The following is an 18,953-nucleotide window of genomic DNA, read 5'->3' as shown; positions in this document are numbered from 1 at the left end:
CTCAGACATTGAACCTCAGCTCCCTCTTGTCGCCGACGAGTCCTTGTGGTCTGAAGATCACGATCAGCATCAGCATCACGCCGATGCAGATCCAGGCGAACTGCTCGGTCTGCTGGGTGTTCATCACGCTGTTGGGCACCACGGCGTTGGTGACGCCCTGCAGGAAGATGCGCACGGAGAAGAACAGGATCGAGCCGAGGACCGGCCCGAACACCGTGGCGGCGCCGCCGAGCAGCAGCGCGGTCCAGGCGAAGAAGGTCAGGTTGCGGCCCATCGCGTCGGGCTGCATCGACGCCGGCAGGATGAAGATGATGCCGCCCAGCGCGCCGAACAGACCGCCGATGACCAGCGCCTGCATCTTCACCGCGAAGACGTTCTTGCCGAGGCTGCGGATCGCGTCCTCGTCCTCGCGGATGCCGCGCAGCAGCCGGCCCCAGGGGCTGCGGGCCAGCAGGAAGACCAGGTAGGAGCAGAGCGCGACCAGGCCCCAGGCCACCAGGCGCGTCCACCAGTCGTCGGTGCCGGTGAGGTAGTAGGTCAGCTTGGTCCCCGGGAACGTCCACTGGCCGTCGCCGAGGAAGGACAGGTTGGAGAACGGACCGCGGTACTGCGACCCGGGGATGCCCTGCGCGGCACCGGTGAAGTCCTCCAGCTTCGCCAGCCGCCCGGTGTAGCGCAGGATCTCGGCGGCCGAGATGGTGACGATCGCGAGGTAGTCACCGCGCAGCTTCAGGGTCGGGATGCCGAGCAGCAGCGCGAAGACGAACGCCGCTGCGAAGCCGGCGAGGACGCCGACCACCATCGGCTGGCCTTTCCAGATGGCGATCGAGAAGCCGTAGGCACCCAACATCATGAAGCCGGCCTGGCCCATGTTGAGCAGTCCGGTGTAGCCGAAGTGGATGTTGAGGCCGATCACGGCGATCACCAGGGCGGCCGTCTGTGGCTGGATCGCCACCCGCAGCATCGAGGCCGAGATCTGCCCCACGGTGCCCGGCAGGTGGGACAGGACCGCGAGGGCGACCAGGAAGGCCACCAGGCCGCCGCCGGCGTAGAGCAGCTTGTTGCGCGACTCCCGCTGGGCCTCGTCCTTCTCGGAGCCGGTGGTCAGGTCTTCTGTGACGCTCATGCTCGTTCCTTCCTAGCCGACCCGGTCCGCGCGTCCGAGCAGGCCCTGGGGCCGCACGAGCAGCAGGAGGATCAGGATGAGTAGCGCCGAGGCGTACTTCAGGTCGCCGGGCGCCCCGAGCACCGGGGTGAGCTCGACGACCATGCCGATGACCAGCGAGCCGATCAGGGCCCCGAACGCGGTGCCGAGACCACCGAGCGTCACCGCGGCGAAGAGCAGCAGCAGGATCTGCATGCCGGAGTCCCAGCGCATGCCGCGCTGGATGACCAGGGAGTAGAGCAGGCCCGAGAGTCCGGCCAGTGTCGTGGCCACGACCCACACCAGGCGGATCACCCGGTCGACGTCGATGCCCGAGGCCGAGGCGAGCGCCGGGTTGTCGGAGACCGCGCGGGTCGCGCGGCCGATCCGGGTCCGCAACAGGGCGTAGCCGACGAGCGCGATCACCACGACCGAGACGCCCATCGCGATCAGGTCGGGACTGGTGTAGGAGATCGGCCCGAGCGAGCGTGGCGTCGGGTTGAACACCAGCACCTTGACGGTGCTCGCGCCGATGAAGAACTGGAAGACGTACTGCAGGGTCAGCGAGAGACCGATGGTCACGATCATCATCTGGGCCAGGCCGAGCCCGCGCCGGCGCAGCGGCTGCCACAGCACGAAGTCCTGGAGCCAGCCCGAGAAGCCCGCGGCGATCAGCACCAGCGGGACACCGACCCACATGCCCAGACCCCACTGGTTGACGAACAGGTAGCCGAGCATCCCGCCCAGGGTCACCTGCTCGGCGTGGGCGAAGTTGGAGAGCCCGGTCGTGCCGTAGATCAGCGAGAGTCCGATCGACGCCAGCGCCAGCAGCAGTCCCAGCCGGAGACCGCTGAAGGTGCCGTTGACCAGCTGGTCGGTGAAGCTGGTCGACGACGAGTAGTCGGCGGTGCGGACGCCGAACACCGGCGCCGCGACCCGGTTGAGCTGCTTGACGCTCAGGGTGACCTTGCCGTTGGTGATCGTCAGCGACTTGTCGAGCGAGTCGGGGACGAGCTCCAGGGTGTAGTCACCGGTGTCGGTCACCGAGAGGCTGAACTTGCCGGCCTCGTCGGTGGTCAGCGTCTCGTCGAAGCCGTTGGGCCCGGTCACGTGGACCTCGGCCCCGGCGATCACCCCGGTGTCGCTGCGCACCGTGGAGCTGATGCAGGAGTTGGTCTTCGAGGGCAGGCACAGGTCGGCGGCATGAGCTCCCGGCGGTGGGAGTGACAAGACGGCCGCGACGGTGATCATCGTCAGGAAGAACGTCGCCAGGATCCGCTGCCCCGGCCTCGTCCTCACCACTGCTCGGAAATCCACGCAGCTCCTCCTCAGGCCCCCATCGGCGACATCGGCACGTGAGTCTAGCCTGACGCGCACCCCGGTTGACCAGCCCCTTCGCCCGGATGGACACCTCGGCGCCATCTGATGGACATGCTCTCGACAACGCCTCAGGAAGGGTTTTCGGCCGTCGGGCCCGGCCCGTGCTTGAGGACGCCCTCGGCGACCTCGAGCATCGACAGGCGCAGGTCCATGGCGGTCTTCTGGATCCAGCGGAAGGCCTCGGGCTCGCTCAGGCCGAGCTGTTCCTGCAGGGCCGCCTTGGCCCGTTCGACGGCCTTGCGGGTCGCCAGCTGCTCGGTCAGGTCGCCGACCTCGGCCTCGAGGGCGGCGATCTCGGCGTAGCGGCTGACCGCCATCTCGATGGCCGGCACCAGGTCGCCGGCGGAGAACGGCTTGACGACGTAGGCCATCGCGCCGGCCTGCCGGGCCCGCTCGACCAGGTCGCGCTGGGAGAACGCGGTCAGGATCACGACCGGCGCGATCCGGGCGGAGGCGATCCGCTCGGCGGCCGCGATGCCGTCGAGCACCGGCATCTTCACGTCGAGCACCACGAGATCGGGCCGCATCTCCTCGGCCAGCCGGACGGCCTCCGCGCCGTCCGCGGCCTGGCCGACGACGGCGTACCCCTCGTCGGTCAGCATCTCGGCGAGGTCCATCCGGATCAGTGCCTCGTCCTCCGCGATCACCACGCGGCGGGCCTCACCCGGGGTCGGCGCAGGAGCGGACTCAGACACAGGCACAGGCTAACGGTCGGGTAGTTTGGGTCCGCGCCGGCCCCGGTAGCCCAATGGCAGAGGCAGTGGTCTCAAACACCATCCAGTGTGGGTTCGAATCCCACCCGGGGTACTCCCCTGCAGTCATCCGGTCTGCACGCACGCCGCGGCTCAGGGGGTACGCCGGTAGGCCGGGGCGACCTCGTTGATGGCGTCGCCCATCCGGTGGATCCGCAGCGCGTTGGTGGAGCCCGGGATGCCCGGCGGGCTGCCCGCGATCAGCACGACCTGCTCACCCTCGGTGATCCGGCCGATCTGCAGCAGCGCCTCGTCGACCTGGCGGACCATCTCGTCGGTGTGCTCCACCTCGTCCATCTTGAACGTCTCGACGCCCCACGTCATCGACAGCTGGCTGCGGGTGGAGTCGAGGGTGGTGAACGCGAGGATCGGGATCGGGCCTCGGTAGCGGGCCAGCCGGCGCGCGGAGTCGCCGGTGGAGGTGAAGGCCACGAGGTAGCGAGCGCCGATCGCCTCGCCGACCTGGGCGGCGGCCTTGGCGATGATCCCGCCCTTGGTGAACGGCTGCCAGCTGAGGGCGGCCATGTGCATCAGGCCGTGCTCCTCGGTGGACGCGACGATCCGCCCCATCGTCTTGACCGCCTCGATGGGGTAGTCACCGACGCTGGTCTCGCCCGAGAGCATCACCGCATCGGCCCCGTCGAGCACGGCGTTGGCGACGTCGGAGGCCTCCGCGCGCGTGGGCGCCGGGGCGCCGATCATCGACTCGAGCATCTGGGTGGCGACGATCACCGGCTTGGCACTCCGGCGGGCCTTGTCGATGAGCCGCTTCTGGTGGACCGGCACGTCCTCGAGCGGGCACTCGACGCCGAGGTCGCCGCGGGCCACCATGATCCCGTCGAAGGCGTCGACGATGGCGTCGATCGCGGCCAGCGCCTGCGGCTTCTCGATCTTGGCGATGACCGGGACGGTCACGCCCTCCTCGGTCATGATGCGGCGCACGTCCTGGGCGTCGGAGCCACTGCGCACGAAGCTCAGCGCAATGAAGTCGACGCCCACCTGGAGGGCCCAACGGAGGTCGGCCTCGTCCTTGTCGGACAGCGCCGGCACCGACACCGCGACGCCCGGGAGGTTGATGCCCTTGTTGTCGCTGACCCTGCCCGCGACCAGGACCTTGGTGCGGACGTCGGTGTCGTCGACGCCGGTGACCTCGAGCCGGACCTTGCCGTCGTCGATCAGGATGGGGTCGCCGACCTCGACGTCGCCGGGCAGCCCGTCGTAGGTCGTGCCGCAGGCCGTGGCGTCACCCGGGACGTCGCGGGTGGTGATGGTCCACTCCTGCCCCTTCTCGAGCAGGACCGGGCCGTCGGCGAACCGCTCGAGGCGGATCTTGGGGCCCTGCAGGTCGGCGAAGATGCCGACTCCCCTGCCGGCGGCGTCGGCGGCCTCGCGGACCATCGCATAGCTGCGCTCGTGGTCGGCGTACGACCCGTGGCTCATGTTCAGCCGGGCGACGTCCATGCCGGCGTCGACCAGCTCGCGGATCCGTTTCGGGGTCGACACCGACGGTCCGAGGGTGCAGACGATCTTGGCTCTACGCACGTTGCCTCACCCTAGCGGAGTCATTGGATCGTTCCAACGGCACGGTGCGGGTGCGACCCACCCAGTTCGCGACCCACGCCCCCGAGGGGTCACACCACCAGCGGACGCGCGGTGGGTGGGATGGGCGCGGGCAACGTCGTCGAGCCGGTGAGGAAGCGGTCGACGGCCGCGGCGGCCGCACGTCCCTCGGCGATCGCCCAGACGATCAGCGACTGCCCACGACCGGCGTCGCCGGCGACGAACACGCCCTCCACGGAGGAGGCGTACGACGCGTCGCGAGCCACGTTGCCGCGCTCGTCGAGGGCCACGCCGAGCTGGTCGAGCAGCCCGGGGCGCTCCGGCCCGACGAAGCCCATCGCGAAGAGCACCAGCTCGGCCGGGATCTCCCGCTCGGTGCCGGCCACCGGCTGGAAGGACGAATCGACGTCGACCAGCCGCAGCGCCCGCACCCGACCCTCGGCGTCGCCGAGGAACTCCTGGGTGGACACGGCATAGACCCGGTCGCCGCCCTCCTCGTGGGCCGAGGAGACCCGGAACACCATCGGGTATGTCGGCCACGGCTGGCCGGCCGGCCGGTCGTCGGTGGGCCGCGGCATGATCTCCAGCTGGGTCACCGACGCCGCCTCCTGGCGCAGGGCGGTGCCCAGGCAGTCGGCGCCGGTGTCGCCGCCGCCGATGATGACGACGTGCTTGCCGGTGGCCAGGACCTGCCCCTCGACCTCCTTGCCGAGCGAGGCCCGGTTGGACTGCGGGAGGTACTCCATCGCCTGGTGGATGCCGGCCAGCTCCCGCCCCGGCACCGGGAGGTCGCGCGCGACGGTCGAGCCGACCGCCAGCACCACCGCGTCGTAGCGCTCCCGCAGCTGGTCGCCGGTGATCTGCTCCCCGACGTTGACGCCGGCCCGGAAGACGGTGCCTTCGCGACGCATCTGGTCCAGCCGCCGGTCGACGTGCTTTTTCTCCATCTTGAACTCGGGGATGCCGAAGCGGAGCAGCCCGCCGATCTCCTCCGCGCGCTCATAGACCGCGACGGTGTGCCCGGCCCGGGTCAGCTGCTGCGCGGCGGCCAGCCCCGCGGGGCCGGAGCCCACGACGGCGACGGTTCGTCCGGACAGCCACTCGGGCGGCTGGGGGCGCACCAGGCCGCTGTCCCAGGCGCGGTCGATGATCGACACCTCGACGTTCTTGATCGTGACCGGGTCCTGGTTGATGCCGAGCACACAGGCGGTCTCGCACGGCGCGGGCACAGCCTCCCGGTGAACTCCGGGAAGTTGTTGGTCGCGTGGAGGCGCTCGATCGCGCCCTCCCAGTCCTCGCGCCACACCAGGTCGTTCCACTCGGGGATCAGGTTGCCCAGCGGGCAGCCCTGGTGGCAGAACGGGATGCCGCAGTCCATGCATCGGCTGGCCTGGCCGTTCACGATCGGCAGCAGCGCCCGGCCGATGCCGTCCGGGTAGACCTCGTTCCAGTCGTGCAGCCGCTCGGCGACCGGCCGCCGGCCGGCGACCTCGCGCCCGTGACGCAGGAACCCCTTGGGGTCAGCCATGGTGGCCTCCGTCCAGGTGGGTGTCCAGGGTGCGGTCAGCCATGGACGACCTCCATGATCCGGGCGGCGGCCTGGTCCTCGTCCAGGCCCTCCGCGAGAGCGGCGGCGCGGGTCTCCATGACCCGGCGGTAGTCGGTCGGCATCACCAGGGTGAAGCGGGGCAGCGAGGCGCCCCAGTCGGCGAGCAGGCGAGCGGCGACGGCGGACTCGGTCTCGAGGCGGTGCCGTTCGAGGATCTCGCGCAGCTCCTCGGCCCGCTCGCCCTCGACCGGGCCGAGCTCCACCAGCTCGTGGTTGACCCGCCCCTCGTCGAGGTCGAGCACGAAGGCGTAGCCACCCGACATGCCGGCCGCGAAGTTGCGCCCGGTGGTGCCGAGGACGACGACCCGGCCACCGGTCATGTACTCGCAGCCGTGGTCGCCCAAGCCCTCGACGACCGCGGTGGCGCCCGAGTTGCGGACGCAGAACCGCTCCCCCACCTGGCCGCGGATCAGGATCTCGCCGCCGGTGGCGCCGTAGCCGATCACGTTGCCCGCGATGATCTGCTCCTCGGCCACGAACCGGGCCGCCCGGTCGGGCCGGAGCACGACGCGTCCACCGGAGAGCCCCTTGGCGAGGTAGTCGTTGGCGTCGCCCCACAGGCGCAGCGTCATGCCCCGCGGTGCGAACGCCCCGAACGACTGCCCGGCCGCCCCGGTGAAGGTGAGGTCGACGGTGTCGTCGGGCAGCCCGGCGCCGGCGTACTTCTTGGTCAGCTCGTGGCCGAGCATGGTGCCGACCGTCCGGTTGACGTTGCGCACCGGGAGCTCGATCCGGACCGGCTCGCCGTTCTCGAGCGCCGGAGCCGCCAGCTCGATCAGCTGCCGGTCGAGTGCTCGGTCGAGCCCGTGGTCCTGGGCGTGGGAGCAGAACGGGGCCTGGTCGGGGAACTGCTCGGAGGCGTCCGGCTGGTGCAGGATCGGCGCCAGGTCGAGGCCGTCGGCCTTCCAGTGGTCGACGGCCTGCGTGACGTCGAGGGTGTCGACCCGGCCGATGGCCTCCTCGAGGGTCCGGAAGCCCAGCTCCGCGAGCAGCTCGCGTACCTCCTCGGCGATGAACTCGAAGAAGTTGACGACGAACTCCGGCTTGCCGCTGAAGCGCTCGCGCAGCACCGGGTTCTGGGTCGCGACGCCGACCGGGCAGGTGTCGAGGTGGCAGACCCGCATCATGATGCAGCCGGACACCACCAACGGCGCGGTCGCGAAGCCGAACTCCTCGGCCCCGAGCAGCGCCGCGATCACCACGTCGCGACCGGTCTTCAGCTGCCCGTCGGTCTGCACCACGATCCGGTCCCGCAGACCGTTGAGCAGCAGCGTCTGCTGGGTCTCGGCCAACCCGAGCTCCCAGGGTCCGCCGGCGTGCTTGAGCGAGGTGAGCGGGCTGGCGCCGGTGCCGCCGTCGTGTCCGGAGATCAGGACCACGTCGGCATGGGCCTTGGAGACGCCGGCGGCGACGGTGCCGACGCCGACCTCGGAGACCAGCTTGACGTGGACCCGGGCCGACGGGTTGGCGTTCTTGAGGTCGTGGATCAGCTGCGCCAGGTCCTCGATGGAGTAGATGTCGTGGTGCGGCGGCGGGCTGATCAGGCCGACCCCCGGAGTGGAGTGCCGGGTCTTGGCCACCCAGGGATAGACCTTGTGACCGGGCAGCTGCCCGCCCTCGCCGGGCTTGGCGCCCTGGGCCATCTTGATCTGGATGTCGTCGGCGTTGGTGAGGTACTCGGCGGTGACGCCGAACCGACCGGACGCGACCTGCTTGATGGCCGAGCGCCGCTCCGGGTCGTGCAGCCGGTCGGGGTCCTCGCCACCCTCACCGGTGTTGGACTTGCCACCGATCCGGTTCATCGCGATCGCGAGCGTCTCGTGGGCCTCGAGGCTGATCGAGCCGTAGGACATCGCACCGGTGGAGAAGCGCTTGACGATCGCGGCGACCGGCTCGACCTCCTCGAGCGGGATCGACGGCCGCCCGGACGCTGCGGCGTCCTTGAAGCGGAACAGCCCGCGCAGCGTCATCAGCCGCTCGGACTGCTCGTCGATGCGCGAGGTGTACTGCTTGAAGATGTCGTAGCGACCGGTACGGGTCGCGTGCTGGAGCCGGAACACCGTCTCGGGGTCGAACAGGTGGGGCTCGCCCTCGCGGCGCCATTGGTACTCGCCGCCGATGGCCAGCTCGCGGTGGGCCGGCAGGATGCCGCCGCGGGGGTACGCCGACGCGTGCCGCCTGGCGACCTCCTCGGCGAGGATGTCGAGGTCGACGCCGCCGAGCTTGGACGTGGTGCCGGTGAAGTAGCGGTCGACCACGGCCTGCGAGAGCCCGACGGCCTCGAAGATCTGCGCGCCGGTGTAGGAGGCGACCGTGGAGACGCCCATCTTGGACATCACCTTGAGCACGCCCTTGCCGAGTGCCTTGACGAGGTTCTTGACGGCGACCTCCGGCTCGGCCTTGACGTAGTAGCCGTCGCGGGCGAGGTCCTCGACGGTCTCCATCGCGAGGTAGGGGTTGACCGCAGCCGCGCCGTAGCCGATCAGCAGCGCGACGTGGTGCACCTCGCGCACGTCGCCGGCCTCGACCAACAGCCCCACCTGGGTGCGGGTCTTCTCGCGGACCAGGTGGTGGTGGACGGCACCGGTGAGCAGCAGCGACGGGATCGGCGCCCGCTCGGCGGTGGAGTGCCGGTCGGAGAGCACGATGATCCGGGCCCCGCCGGCGATCGCGTCGGACACCTCCTGGCAGATCTCGTCGATCCGCGCCGCCATCGCCTCGCCGCCGCCCTCGACGTCGTAGAGGCCCCGGGAGACGTGGGTGATGAACCCGGGCATGTCGCCGTCGCGGTTGACGTGGCGGATCTTGGTCAGGTCGTCGTTGGAGATGACCGGGAAGGGCAGCACCACCTGACGGCACGAGGCCGGGGTGGGGTCGAGCAGGTTGCTCTCCGGGCCGATGGAGCCGTAGAGCGAGGTCACCAGCTCCTCGCGGATCGCGTCGAGCGGCGGGTTGGTCACCTGGGCGAACAGCTGGCTGAAGTAGTCGAAGATCAGCCGCGGCTTGTCCGAGAGCGCCGCGATCGGCGTGTCGGTGCCCATCGAGCCGATCGGCTCGGCACCGGTGTTGGCCATCGGGGTGAGGAGCACCCGCAGCTCCTCCTCGGTGTAGCCGAACACCTGCTGGCGCCGGGTGACCGAGGCGTGGGTGTGCACGACGTGCTCCCGCTCCGGCAGGTCCTCGAGCCGGATCAGCCCGCCGTGCAGCCACTCGTCGTAGGGGTGCTCGGCGGCCAGCTCGCTCTTGATCTCCTCGTCCTCGATGATCCGGTGCTCCTCGGTGTCCACGAGGAACATCCGGCCGGGCTGCAGCCGGCCCTTGCGCACGATCGAGGCGGGGTCGAGGTCGAGCACGCCGGCCTCGGAGGCCAGCACCACCAGGCCGTCGTCGGTGACCCAGTAGCGGGAGGGGCGCAGCCCGTTGCGGTCCAGGACGGCGCCGATCTGGGTGCCGTCGGTGAAGACCACGCTGGCCGGGCCGTCCCACGGCTCCATCAGGCTGGCGTGGAACGCGTAGAACGCCCGCCGCTTCTCGTCCATCTCGGCGTGGTTCTCCCACGCCTCCGGGATCATCATCAAGACGGCGTGCGCGAGGCTCCGGCCACCGAGGTGGAGCAGCTCGAGCACCTCGTCGAAAGACGCCGAGTCGGAGGCGCCGGGCGTGCAGATCGGGTAGAGCCGCTCGAGGTCGCCCGGGATCAGGTCGGAGGCCAGCAGCGCCTCACGGGCCCGCATCCAGTTGCGGTTGCCCATCACCGTGTTGATCTCGCCGTTGTGGGCGATGAAGCGGAACGGGTGGGCCAACGGCCAGCTCGGGAAGGTGTTCGTCGAGAACCGCGAGTGGACCACGGCCAGCGCCGACGCGATCCGCTCGTCGGTCAGGTCGGGGAAGAAGTGGTCGAGCTGGTCGGTCGTCAGCATGCCTTTGTAGACCAGCGTGCGCGACGACAGCGACGGGAAGTAGACGTCGGCCTCGCGCTCGGCGCGCTTGCGCAGGCAGAAGGCGCGTCGCTCCAGCGCCATGTCGGCGATCCGAGACTCCGCACCGACCACGAACAGCTGGCTGAACGTCGGCATCGTCGAGCGGGCCGTGGCGCCCAGGCTCGAGTCGTCGACCGGGACTTCGCGCCAGCCGAGGACCGCGAGGCCCTCCTCGGTCGCCAGCTCCTCGATCCGGTCGCGGGTCTTGGCCGCGCCCTCGGCGTCGGCGGGCAGGAACGCCGTGCCGACGGCGTAGGCGCTGGGCGGCGGCAGCTCGAAGCCCACCACGGCACGCAGGAAGGCGTCGGGGACCTGGATCAGGATGCCGGCGCCGTCACCGGAGTTGACCTCGGCGCCGGCGGCGCCGCGGTGGTCGAGGTTGCGCAGCGCGGTGAGCCCCTGGGCCACGATCTCGTGGCTGGCCTCACCACTGAGGGTGGACACGAACGCGACGCCACAGGCGTCGTGCTCGAACCGGGGGTCGTACAACCCCTGAGCCTCGGCGGGTCGAAGCGGAGGCGGCGGGAAGCCGTTGGAAGCGGGCACAGGGCCCTCCCGTCGTCGTCGGTCGCGCGCCGAAGCAGGCGGCGGCGGGAAGCGACCGTCTCTGGCACGTCAGCAGTCGATGCCGGGGACGACGTTGGCCCTAGCGGAGGTTCAGGCTATCACCGCCGGGTCAGTGGCAGCGTGCGCTGCCTGCGTCGCGGACAGTGCCGCCGAGCGCCTTGAACTTCCAGGCGTACTCGCCCTCGCCCAGGGTCATCTGCAGCACCCCGAACTTGTCCGCCCGGAAGTACTGCGACCCCTTCGCGGTGGTCTGCTTGCGGTAGAGCGACTTGCCACCGGTGCCGACCACGAAGCTGCGCAGGCCGGACTTGCGCAGCTTGCCGTCGGCGTTCATCTTGGCGAACCGCTCGTAGTCGTGGTCGTGCCCCGCGAACGCGAGGTCGGCCCCGTGGGCCTGGGCGATCCGCCAGAAGCGGGTCATCGACTTGTTGGAGCCGTGCTCGCCGCTGGAGTAGCGCGGGAAGTGCATGGCGATGGCGGAGCAGGCGACGGGGTGGGCCGCCATGTCCTGGCGCAGCCAGGTGCGCTCGGCGGCGCAGTCGATCTGGCCGCACATCGAGTTGAGCATGTAGATCCGCCAGGTGCCGACCCTGATCGCCTTGTAGCCGGGCGAGTCGATCCCGAAGTAGGTGTAGTAGCCGGACGCGTCGGTGGTGTTGTACTCGTGGTTGCCGGGGATCGGCCGGGTGATCCGCTTGAGCTTGCCCCAGGTGGGGTCGTAGGACTGCTGGAAGTTGGCCAGCTCGCCCTTCTCGTACTGCAGGTCACCGACCGCGAGCACCCGCTTGGGCTTGATCTTGGCGGCCAGCTTGGCGGTCGCCGCGTGACGACAGGTGGTCTTGGTCGGTTTGGGGCCGGGCCGGCACGCGATGTCTCCCACCACGACCACCTTGGGCCCGGTCACCTTCGCGACCCGGGCGGCCACCGGACCGGCCGCCTCGGCGCTCGCCCCCGCCGAGCCACTCGGCCGCTGCAGGCCCGGCGGTGGCTCCGCAACGGCAGGCGCGGCGGGCAGGGTCAGGGCCAGGGCGACCAGGCCGGCCGTCACGGTCGCTCTCATCGGGTCTCCTCCTCGACCCCGTCGGCGCTCGCGTCCGTCGGGTCGGGTGTCTCGGGTGTCTCGGGAGAAAGCCCGCCGTCCTCGGTCTCGTCCGCAGCGGGTCCGTCACGGTACACCGACTGCTCGCGCCCGGGACGATGGCGGGTGGCCCAGACGAAGTAGGCGGTCGCCAGGCTGAAGGTGAGGATCGAGGTCCAGACATTGAGCCGCAGCCCGAAGACGTCGTTCATCTCGACGGGGTCGATGCGCAGCATCTCGATCCATCCCCGGCCGGCGGTGTAGGCCATCACGTAGAGCGCCAGCACCCGGCCATGGCCGAGCTGGAAGCGGCGGTCCGCCCAGATGACGAACCAGAACGCCCCGAGCGTCCACAGCGCCTCATAGAGGAACGTCGGGTGGAACGTGGCGTACTGCTCGTAGCCGGGCGGGCGGTGGGCGAGGTCGATCTCCAGCGCCCAGGGCAGGTCGGTGGGCTTGCCGAACAGCTCCTGGTTGAACCAGTTGCCGAGGCGCCCCAGCGCGTGGGCGATGAGGACGCCGGGTGCCACGGCGTCCATGAACGGCAGCACCTTGATGCCACGTCGGCGGCAGCCGATCACCGCGCCGACAGCGCCCAGCGCGATGGCCCCCCAGATGCCGAGGCCACCGTGCCAGACGTAGAGCGCCTCCCAGGGGTGCCCGCCGGGCCCGAAGTAGAGGTCGCGGTCGGTGATCACGTGGTAGAGCCGGCCGCCGACGACCCCGAACGGCACCGCCCACAGGGCGACGTCGCTGACCTCCTGCGGCCGGCCGCCGCGCGCGACCCACCGCCGGTCGCCGATCCAGATCGCGGCGATGATGCCGGCGATGATGCACAGGGCGTAGGCCCGGATCGGCACCGGGCCGAGCTGCCAGACCCCCTGGCTGGGGCTGGGGATGTACCACGGGAGCGCGCCGGGCACGAGGGAGGTCATGGTCGTCATCAGCCCTTCGCCTGCCCGAACTCGTCGGGGTGTGCCAGCATCGCCGACACGTCGTCGGCCAGGTCGGCCGGGCTGAACCCCTGGGTCCAGACCACCGGCGATCGATCGTGGGCGTCGACGGCGACCAGCGGGGTGCCGTGGTCGACCTCGTAGCCGCCGCTGGGCAGCTTCTTGCCCTTCTGGATGTAGACCCCCATGTCATCGGCGATCTTGGTGATCTCCGACAACGGGCCGGTGAGCCCGATGAAGTCGGGGTTGAACCGGTCGAGCCAGGCACGCAGGGTGGCGGGGTCGTCGCGCGCCGGGTCGGTGGTGATCACCACGACATCCACCTCGGAGCGCTGCTCGTCGGTGAGCCGGGCCATCGCGGAGGCGACGTTGGCCATCGTCAACGGGCACAGGTCCGGACAGTTGGTGTAGCCGAAGAAGACGAGGGTCAACGGCTTGTCGGTGTCGGTCACCAGGTTGAACGGCTTGCCGGCGGTGTCGGTCAGCGACAGGTCGGGGACGACGTACTGGTCCACGAGGACGGCGCCGTGCAGGCCGTCGTCGTCGCCGTCGCGGACCGTCGCCGCCGGCTCGGGGCCGCCCCCACAGCCGGCCAGCACCGTCAGCGTGAGGCCGGTGGCCAGGAGCAAGGCGAGCGCGCGGAGCCTAGGCACGCGCCGCGTCCCCGCAGCGGACGCCCTCCGCCAGCTCCGCGGTCAGCGCGGCCAGCCGGCGCAGGCCGGCCGCCGGGTCGTCGGCATGGTCGAGCAGCACCCGCACCAGCGCCGAGCCGACGATCACCCCGTCGGCGTACGACGCCAGCTCGGCCGCCTGGGCGCCGTTGGCGACGCCGATGCCCACGCCGATCGGCAGGTCGGTGACGGCGCGGGTGCGGGCGACCAGCGGCGCGGCGAGCTCACTGGTCGTCGCCCGGGCGCCGGTGACCCCCATGACCGCCGCGGCATAGACGAAGCCACGACAGGCGGCGGTGGTCATCGCCAGGCGCTCGTCGGTCGAGGAGGGGGCCACCAGGAAGACCTTGTCGAGGTCGTGGGCGTCGGCCGCGGCGATCCACTCCTCGGCGCTGTCGGGCGTCAGGTCGGGCGTGATCAGGCCCGCTCCCCCGCCGCCAGGTCGGCGGCGAACCGCGGCACGCCGTAGCGCTCGACGGGGTTCCAGTAGGTCATCACGACCGTGGGGGTACCGGTCGCGGCGATCGCCTCGACCGTGTGCAGCAGGTCGGTGGTGCGGACCCCGCGTCGAGCGCCTGCTGGGCGGCCGCCTGGATGGTGGGACCGTCCATCACCGGGTCGCTGTAGGGCAGCCCGACCTCGATCGCGTCGCACCCGGAGTCGACGAGCACCCGGATCGCCTCGATCCCGCCGGCCACGGTCGGGAAGCCGGCGGGCAGGTAGCCGACGAGCGCGGCGCGCCCCTCGGCGCGCGCGGTGGCGAACGCGCTGCTGGTGGAGGTCCCGGTCATCCGACCGGCTCCCCGGGCTCCCCCGGCTCGTCGCCGTGGTCGTCGCCGTGGTCGTTGCCGAGCCCGAACCACTCGATGGCGGTGCCCATGTCCTTGTCTCCGCGTCCGGAGAGGTTGATCAGCACGGTGGCCTCGGGTCCCTTGTCGGCGGCCAGCTTCTCGGCGACCTGGAGTGCGCCGGCCACGGCGTGGGCGGACTCGATGGCCGGGATGATCCCCTCGGTGCGGCTCAGCAGCGCCAGCGCGTCCATCGCCTCGGCGTCGGTCACCGGGAGGTACGACGCCCGGCCGATGGCCGCCAGGTGGGAGTGCTGGGGGCCCACCCCGGGATAGTCGAGGCCGGCGGAGATCGAGTGGGACTCGAGGGTCTGGCCGTCCTCGTCCTGCAGCACGTAGGTGCGGGCCCCGTGGAGCACGCCGGTGTCGCCCGCGTGGATGGTGGCGGCGTGGCGCGGGGTGTCGACGCCCTCTCCCCCGGGCTCGAAGCCGTAGATCGCCACGTCGTCGTCGAGGAACGCGGTGAACAGCCCGATCGCGTTGGAGCCGCCCCCGACGCAGGCCGCGATGGCGTCGGGGAGCACCCCGAACCGGTCGAGGCACTGTTGCCGGGCCTCGTCGCCGATGCCACGGGTGAAGTCGCGGACCATGCTCGGGAAGGGGTGCGGGCCCGCGGCGGTGCCGAACAGGTAGGCGGTGTGGTCGACGGTCGCGACCCAGTCGCGCAGCGCCTCGTTGATGGCGTCCTTGAGGGTGGCCGACCCGGAGTCGACGGGCACGACCTTGGCACCGAGGAGGTTCATCCGGGCGACGTTGAGCGCCTGCCGGCGGGTGTCGACGGTGCCCATGTAGACGGTGCAGTCGAGGCCGAAGTAGGCCGCCGCCGTGGCGCTCGCCACGCCGTGCTGGCCGGCACCGGTCTCGGCGATCACCCGGTGCTTGCCCATCCGCTTGGTGAGCAGTGCCTGGCCGAGCACGTTGCGGATCTTGTGGGCGCCGGTGTGGTTGAGGTCCTCGCGCTTGAGCAGGATGCGGGCGCCGACCCGCTCGCTGAGCCGCTCGGCGTGGTAGAGCATGCTCGGCGCGCCGGCGTAGTCGCGCAGGATGGTCTCGAAGTCGGCCACGAAGGCCGGATCGGCCATCGCCTCCTGCCAGGCCGCCGTCAGCTCGTCGAGCGCAGCCACCAGCGCCTCCGGCATGAAGCGGCCGCCGAAGTCGCCGAACCAGCCACGCTCGTCGGCGTCGTAGCGGCTCATCGGGTCAGTCCCGTCGCACGTCTCACTGGTTCTCCTGTGGTTCTGTCAGGACGCGGGCGCGCAGGCCCGTCATCGAGGCCACCGCGGCGGTCGGGTCGCCGTCGCGCACCAGCGCCTCCCCGACCAGCACCGCCCGGGCCCCCTCGTCGACATAGCGCTGCACGTCGTCGGGTCCGGTGATCCCCGACTCCGCCACCAGCACCCGGTCGGGCAGCAGCCGGGCGAGCCGTCCGAAGACGTCAGGGTCGACGGCCAGCGTCTTGAGGTTGCGGGCGTTGACGCCCAGCAGCTCCGGGTCGAGCGCCGCGGCCCGCTCGGCCTCCGGCTCGTCGTGGATCTCGACCAGCGCCCGCATGCCGAGCTCGCCCACCTGGTCGTGGAGCCGACGCAGCGTGTCGTCGTCGAGGGCGGCCACGATCAGCAGCACCAGGTCGGCGCCGGCGGCGCGAGCCTCGAGCACCTGGTAGGGGTCGACCACGAAGTCCTTGCGCAGCAGGGGGACGTCGACCGCGGCGCGGACGGCACGGAGGTCGGCGAGGCTGCCGCCGAAGCGGCGCTCCTCGGTGAGCACGCTGATGGCCGCGGCTCCGCCGGCGGCGTAGGCCGTCGCGAGTGCGGCCGGGTCGGGGATGGCGGCGAGGTCGCCCTTGCTGGGGCTGCGCCGCTTGACCTCGGCGATGACGCTCGAGCCCGGCTCGGCCAACCTCGGCATCGGGTCACGGGGCGGGTCGACGTCGGCGAGCGCGGCGCGCAGGTCGGCCGCCGACCGGGCGGCCTGACGGTCGGCGAGGTCGGCGCGCACCCCGGCGATGATCTCGTCGAGCACGGACACGGCGGGATCCTCCGGGAGGGCGAGCGGAAACGTCCCGGTCGGCGCCGCCGGGAGCAGGGCAGTCCCAGCATCCCACGCGACGCCAACGCCGAGACACGTGACCCGAGGCCCGGGCGTGTGTACCCTCCCCGCAACGGGGGCCGAACCGCTCGGCCCGGAATCGGAAGGCACCGTCGATGAGCGACCAGGCACCACCTCCTCCTCCGCCGCCGGAGGGTGAGCCGCCCCAGAACCCGGCCTACGGCCAGCAGCCGCCCGCCGAACCGCCGGCGTACGGCCCACCTCCGACCGACCCGCCGGCCTACGGCCAGCAGCCCGGCTACGGTCAGCAGCCCGCCTATGGCCAGCCGGCCTACGGCGCCCCCTACGGAGCCGCCGCACCCGTGAACACCCAGAAGGCCACCTGGGCGCTGGTGCTGGGCATCCTCAGCCTGCTGTGCTGCGGCCTGTTCACCGGCATCCCGGCGATCATCATGGGCAAGAGCGCCAAGGAGGAGCTGGAGGCGGCCGGCCAGTCCGGCTCGACCGCCAACATCGGTTTCATCCTCGGCATCATCGGCACCGCGCTGAGCGTGCTCGGCCTCGTGTTCGCCCTCGCGACCGGCTCGTTCAGCGCCTCGGTCAACTAGGCGACACCGACGCACCGCGGCCGAGAGCCCGGACCCCGTGGGTCCGGGCTCTCGTCGTGTCCGCTCAGGAGTGCAGCCAGGCGCCCTGGGGGGTGTTGCGCACGATCATGAAGACGATCGCCACCCCGAAGAGGAGGTACGACGGCCACGGCAGGCGGACGAACGCGGGCTGGTAGCGCTCGCCCCGCCATGCGCTGCGCAGCCAGCGCACGAAGGTCCAGGCGATCAGCGGCAGCAGCAGGATGAACAGCAGGTTGGACGACGCGGCAGCCCCGAGGTCGAGATGGGTCAGGTCGTTGACCGCCCGCAGGCCGCCGCAGCCCGGGCAGTCGATGCCGAACAACACCTTCGACGGGCAGTAGCCCCAGCTGCCCGACGCGTGCGGGTCGCGGACATGGAGCGCCAGCGTGGCCGCCCCGATGACCGCCAGGCTCTGCAGCGGTGACCGCAGCAGCTGCCAGCGGGTCGCCGCCGGCGGCGGAGCCGGCGCGGTGAGGGCGGGGTCGGTGGCGGTCACCGGCTCAGGAGTTGAGACCCATCTTGGCCATGATCGCGGCCACCGGAAGCGCAGCCACGGCGAGGGCCGCGCCGACCCAGAAGAGCACCATGCTCACCGGTGTCAGCATCAACCCGATGCCGCCGACCAGGAACCCGAGCGTGGCCAGGACCGCGCCCGTCCAGCCGGCGGGGGTGTTGCCGTGGTGTGCGCTCATGGGCGGGATCTCCTCCTCGCAAGGGCCGGACGGTCGGGCGCCGCCGGGACTGTGGTCAGTGTATTCACTCGGGGTCCGCCGTGGGGTCACGACCCTCGTCCAGGGCGCGCCACAGGTCTCGGCCCGAGGTCTCCTCGCCGCTCTCCCCCTCCCCGGCGGTGGCCGCGGCGCCGCCCGGGGCGTCGTACCGCCGGCCCATCTCGGGCCACCGGGGTGCCAGCCGGACGGCGACCGCCGCGGCCGCGAGAGCCACGGCGGCGCCGAGCCCCGAGAGGAAGTACCACGGCGTCGGGTGCGTGTCGCCCCCGGCGATGCCCTGCGCGGCCGCGTCGGCGACCAGCGAGTCGGGGACCGATCCCCACGCGGCCACCCAGGCGGCCAGCACCGCGGCAGCGGCGAGCGCGGCCAGCACCGCCATCGCCACCCGCACCCGACCACGGGTCACCAGCAGCGCTCCCCAGGCGGCCAGGCAGACCAGCCCCAGCGAGACGGCGGCGGGAGCCTGACCGCCCTCGGCCAGGCCGACGGCCTGTGGCGACCCGCTCGGCGGGTCGAAGCCGAACCAGAGTCTGGCGGCGGCCGCCGTGGCCAGGCCACCGCCGCCGAGCCCGGCGAGCACGACCGGCCCGAACAGCCGTCGTTGCGGCCCACGGCCGGTCTCAGCGGGCACCGGGCTCCTCGGCGGCGTCGGCCGCACCCTCGCCGCGCAGCACATCGGCGTCGAAGCAGGTCCGGGCCCCGGTGTGACAGGCCGGTCCCTCCTGGTCGACCCGCACCAGCAGGGTGTCGCCGTCGCAGTCGAGCCGGACCTCCCTGACCCACTGCCGATGACCGGAGGTGTCGCCCTTGCGCCAGTACTCCTGCCGGCTGCGGCTCCAGAAGGTCACCCGGTCCGAGCCGAGCGTGCGAGCCAGTGCCTCGTCGTCCATCCAGCCGAGCATCAGCACCTCGCCGGTGTCATGCTGCTGCACCACCGCAGGCACCAGCCCGTCGGCGGTGCGGGTCAGCCGCGCGGCGATCGCGGGGTCGAGGTCGGTCACG

Annotated in this window: 15 protein-coding genes, 1 tRNA gene and 2 pseudogenes; 2 read left to right on the top strand and 16 right to left on the bottom strand. The window is 71.5% G+C overall.

The features are described from left to right. Nucleotide 1: 1 nt before the first annotated feature. The 3 genes from R2740_RS06695 to R2740_RS06685 all read right to left on the bottom strand — a co-directional run bounded on the left by R2740_RS06695 (nucleotide 2) and on the right by R2740_RS06685 (nucleotide 3,141). A complete protein-coding gene (locus R2740_RS06695; protein WP_371301910.1) occupies nucleotides 2–1,126 on the bottom strand; it encodes a branched-chain amino acid ABC transporter permease in 1,125 nt (374 codons plus the stop codon). A 12-nt stretch (nucleotides 1,127–1,138) separates the two neighbouring features. Beyond that, nucleotides 1,139–2,461: a hypothetical protein gene (locus R2740_RS06690; protein WP_371301909.1), complete on the bottom strand. Its 1,323-nt coding sequence runs from the start codon at nucleotides 2,459–2,461 to the stop codon at nucleotides 1,139–1,141. Nucleotides 2,462–2,592: 131 nt separating this feature from the next. Further along, the gene (locus R2740_RS06685) at nucleotides 2,593–3,141 is read right to left on the bottom strand and encodes an ANTAR domain-containing response regulator (protein ID WP_371301990.1); all 549 of its coding nucleotides are present in this window, start codon (nucleotides 3,139–3,141) and stop codon (nucleotides 2,593–2,595) included. Nucleotides 3,142–3,258: 117 nt separating this feature from the next. Here R2740_RS06685 and R2740_RS06680 point away from each other — a divergent pair. Continuing rightward, a tRNA-Leu gene (locus tag R2740_RS06680) sits at nucleotides 3,259–3,331 on the top strand. Between the two features lie 38 nt (nucleotides 3,332–3,369). Here the strand turns inward: R2740_RS06680 and pyk are convergent. The 9 genes and pseudogenes from pyk to trpC all read right to left on the bottom strand — a co-directional run bounded on the left by pyk (nucleotide 3,370) and on the right by trpC (nucleotide 16,570). Next, nucleotides 3,370–4,818, bottom strand: coding sequence for a pyruvate kinase (gene pyk / locus R2740_RS06675; protein WP_371301908.1), 1,449 nt, complete (start codon nucleotides 4,816–4,818; stop codon nucleotides 3,370–3,372). Nucleotides 4,819–4,907: 89 nt separating this feature from the next. Then, nucleotides 4,908–6,364, bottom strand: a pseudogene (locus tag R2740_RS06670) (glutamate synthase subunit beta). Between the two features lie 35 nt (nucleotides 6,365–6,399). Further along, on the bottom strand, nucleotides 6,400–10,914 hold the full coding sequence (gene gltB / locus R2740_RS06665; RefSeq protein ID WP_371301907.1) for a glutamate synthase large subunit: 4,515 nt from the start codon (nucleotides 10,912–10,914) through the stop codon (nucleotides 6,400–6,402). Between the two features lie 187 nt (nucleotides 10,915–11,101). After that, nucleotides 11,102–12,052 carry a metallophosphoesterase gene (locus R2740_RS06660; RefSeq protein ID WP_371301906.1) on the bottom strand — a complete coding sequence of 317 codons (951 nt, stop codon included), beginning with the start codon at nucleotides 12,050–12,052 and terminating at the stop codon, nucleotides 11,102–11,104. Then, the gene (lgt, locus tag R2740_RS06655) at nucleotides 12,049–13,014 is read right to left on the bottom strand and encodes a prolipoprotein diacylglyceryl transferase (protein WP_371301905.1); all 966 of its coding nucleotides are present in this window, start codon (nucleotides 13,012–13,014) and stop codon (nucleotides 12,049–12,051) included. Before lgt ends, R2740_RS06660 begins: the two co-directional genes overlap by 4 nt. Further along, complete coding sequence (locus R2740_RS06650; protein ID WP_371301904.1) at nucleotides 13,014–13,676, bottom strand: SCO family protein; 663 nt, start codon at nucleotides 13,674–13,676, stop codon at nucleotides 13,014–13,016. The genes lgt and R2740_RS06650 overlap by 1 nt, the downstream gene beginning before the upstream one ends. After that, a pseudogene (trpA, locus tag R2740_RS06645) lies at nucleotides 13,669–14,485 on the bottom strand (tryptophan synthase subunit alpha). The gene R2740_RS06650 and the pseudogene trpA overlap by 8 nt, the downstream one beginning before the upstream one ends. Further along, nucleotides 14,482–15,738 carry a tryptophan synthase subunit beta gene (gene trpB / locus R2740_RS06640; protein ID WP_371301903.1) on the bottom strand — a complete coding sequence of 419 codons (1,257 nt, stop codon included), beginning with the start codon at nucleotides 15,736–15,738 and terminating at the stop codon, nucleotides 14,482–14,484. Before trpB ends, trpA begins: the two are co-directional and overlap by 4 nt. A gap of 22 nt (nucleotides 15,739–15,760) precedes the next feature. Next, nucleotides 15,761–16,570: an indole-3-glycerol phosphate synthase TrpC gene (gene trpC / locus R2740_RS06635; protein WP_371301902.1), complete on the bottom strand. Its 810-nt coding sequence runs from the start codon at nucleotides 16,568–16,570 to the stop codon at nucleotides 15,761–15,763. A 176-nt stretch (nucleotides 16,571–16,746) separates the two neighbouring features. On the opposite strand from trpC, the gene R2740_RS06630 reads away from it, so the two are divergent. Next, entirely contained in the window at nucleotides 16,747–17,199 is a 453-nt protein-coding gene (locus tag R2740_RS06630) for a DUF4190 domain-containing protein (RefSeq protein WP_371301901.1), read from the top strand. 64 nt (nucleotides 17,200–17,263) lie between these two features. On the opposite strand, the gene R2740_RS06625 is transcribed toward R2740_RS06630, so the two are convergent. The 4 genes from R2740_RS06625 to hisI form a co-directional block, all read right to left on the bottom strand. Then, nucleotides 17,264–17,716 carry a DUF2752 domain-containing protein gene (locus tag R2740_RS06625; RefSeq protein ID WP_371301900.1) on the bottom strand — a complete coding sequence of 151 codons (453 nt, stop codon included), beginning with the start codon at nucleotides 17,714–17,716 and terminating at the stop codon, nucleotides 17,264–17,266. 4 nt (nucleotides 17,717–17,720) lie between these two features. Then, nucleotides 17,721–17,912, bottom strand: coding sequence for an HGxxPAAW family protein (locus R2740_RS06620; RefSeq protein WP_371301899.1), 192 nt, complete (start codon nucleotides 17,910–17,912; stop codon nucleotides 17,721–17,723). Between the two features lie 64 nt (nucleotides 17,913–17,976). Beyond that, nucleotides 17,977–18,582 carry a Trp biosynthesis-associated membrane protein gene (locus R2740_RS06615; RefSeq protein WP_371301898.1) on the bottom strand — a complete coding sequence of 202 codons (606 nt, stop codon included), beginning with the start codon at nucleotides 18,580–18,582 and terminating at the stop codon, nucleotides 17,977–17,979. Beyond that, the gene (gene hisI / locus R2740_RS06610) at nucleotides 18,572–18,952 is read right to left on the bottom strand and encodes a phosphoribosyl-AMP cyclohydrolase (protein ID WP_371301897.1); all 381 of its coding nucleotides are present in this window, start codon (nucleotides 18,950–18,952) and stop codon (nucleotides 18,572–18,574) included. Before hisI ends, R2740_RS06615 begins: the two co-directional genes overlap by 11 nt. Between the last annotated feature and the right edge of the window lies 1 nt (nucleotide 18,953).

The sequence above is a fragment of the Nocardioides sp. genome, assembly GCF_041393715.1.
GTDB lineage: Bacteria > Actinomycetota > Actinomycetes > Propionibacteriales > Nocardioidaceae > Nocardioides.
Note: the sequence above shows the minus strand (reverse complement) of the source record. Positions and strands in the feature narration are given on the sequence as shown.

Excerpts from the sequence above, each read along its gene's own strand:
- R2740_RS06685 (WP_371301990.1), bottom strand. The coding sequence starts at position 3,141 with ATGGACCTCGCCGAGATGCTGACCGACGAGGGGTACGCCGTCGTCGGC.
- R2740_RS06660 (WP_371301906.1), bottom strand. The coding sequence starts at position 12,052 with ATGAGAGCGACCGTGACGGCCGGCCTGGTCGCCCTGGCCCTGACCCTG.
- trpB (WP_371301903.1), bottom strand. The coding sequence starts at position 15,738 with ATGAGCCGCTACGACGCCGACGAGCGTGGCTGGTTCGGCGACTTCGGC.
- lgt (WP_371301905.1), bottom strand. The coding sequence starts at position 13,014 with ATGACGACCATGACCTCCCTCGTGCCCGGCGCGCTCCCGTGGTACATC.
- R2740_RS06630 (WP_371301901.1), top strand. The coding sequence starts at position 16,747 with ATGAGCGACCAGGCACCACCTCCTCCTCCGCCGCCGGAGGGTGAGCCG.
- R2740_RS06695 (WP_371301910.1), bottom strand. The coding sequence starts at position 1,126 with ATGAGCGTCACAGAAGACCTGACCACCGGCTCCGAGAAGGACGAGGCC.
- R2740_RS06620 (WP_371301899.1), bottom strand. The coding sequence starts at position 17,912 with ATGAGCGCACACCACGGCAACACCCCCGCCGGCTGGACGGGCGCGGTC.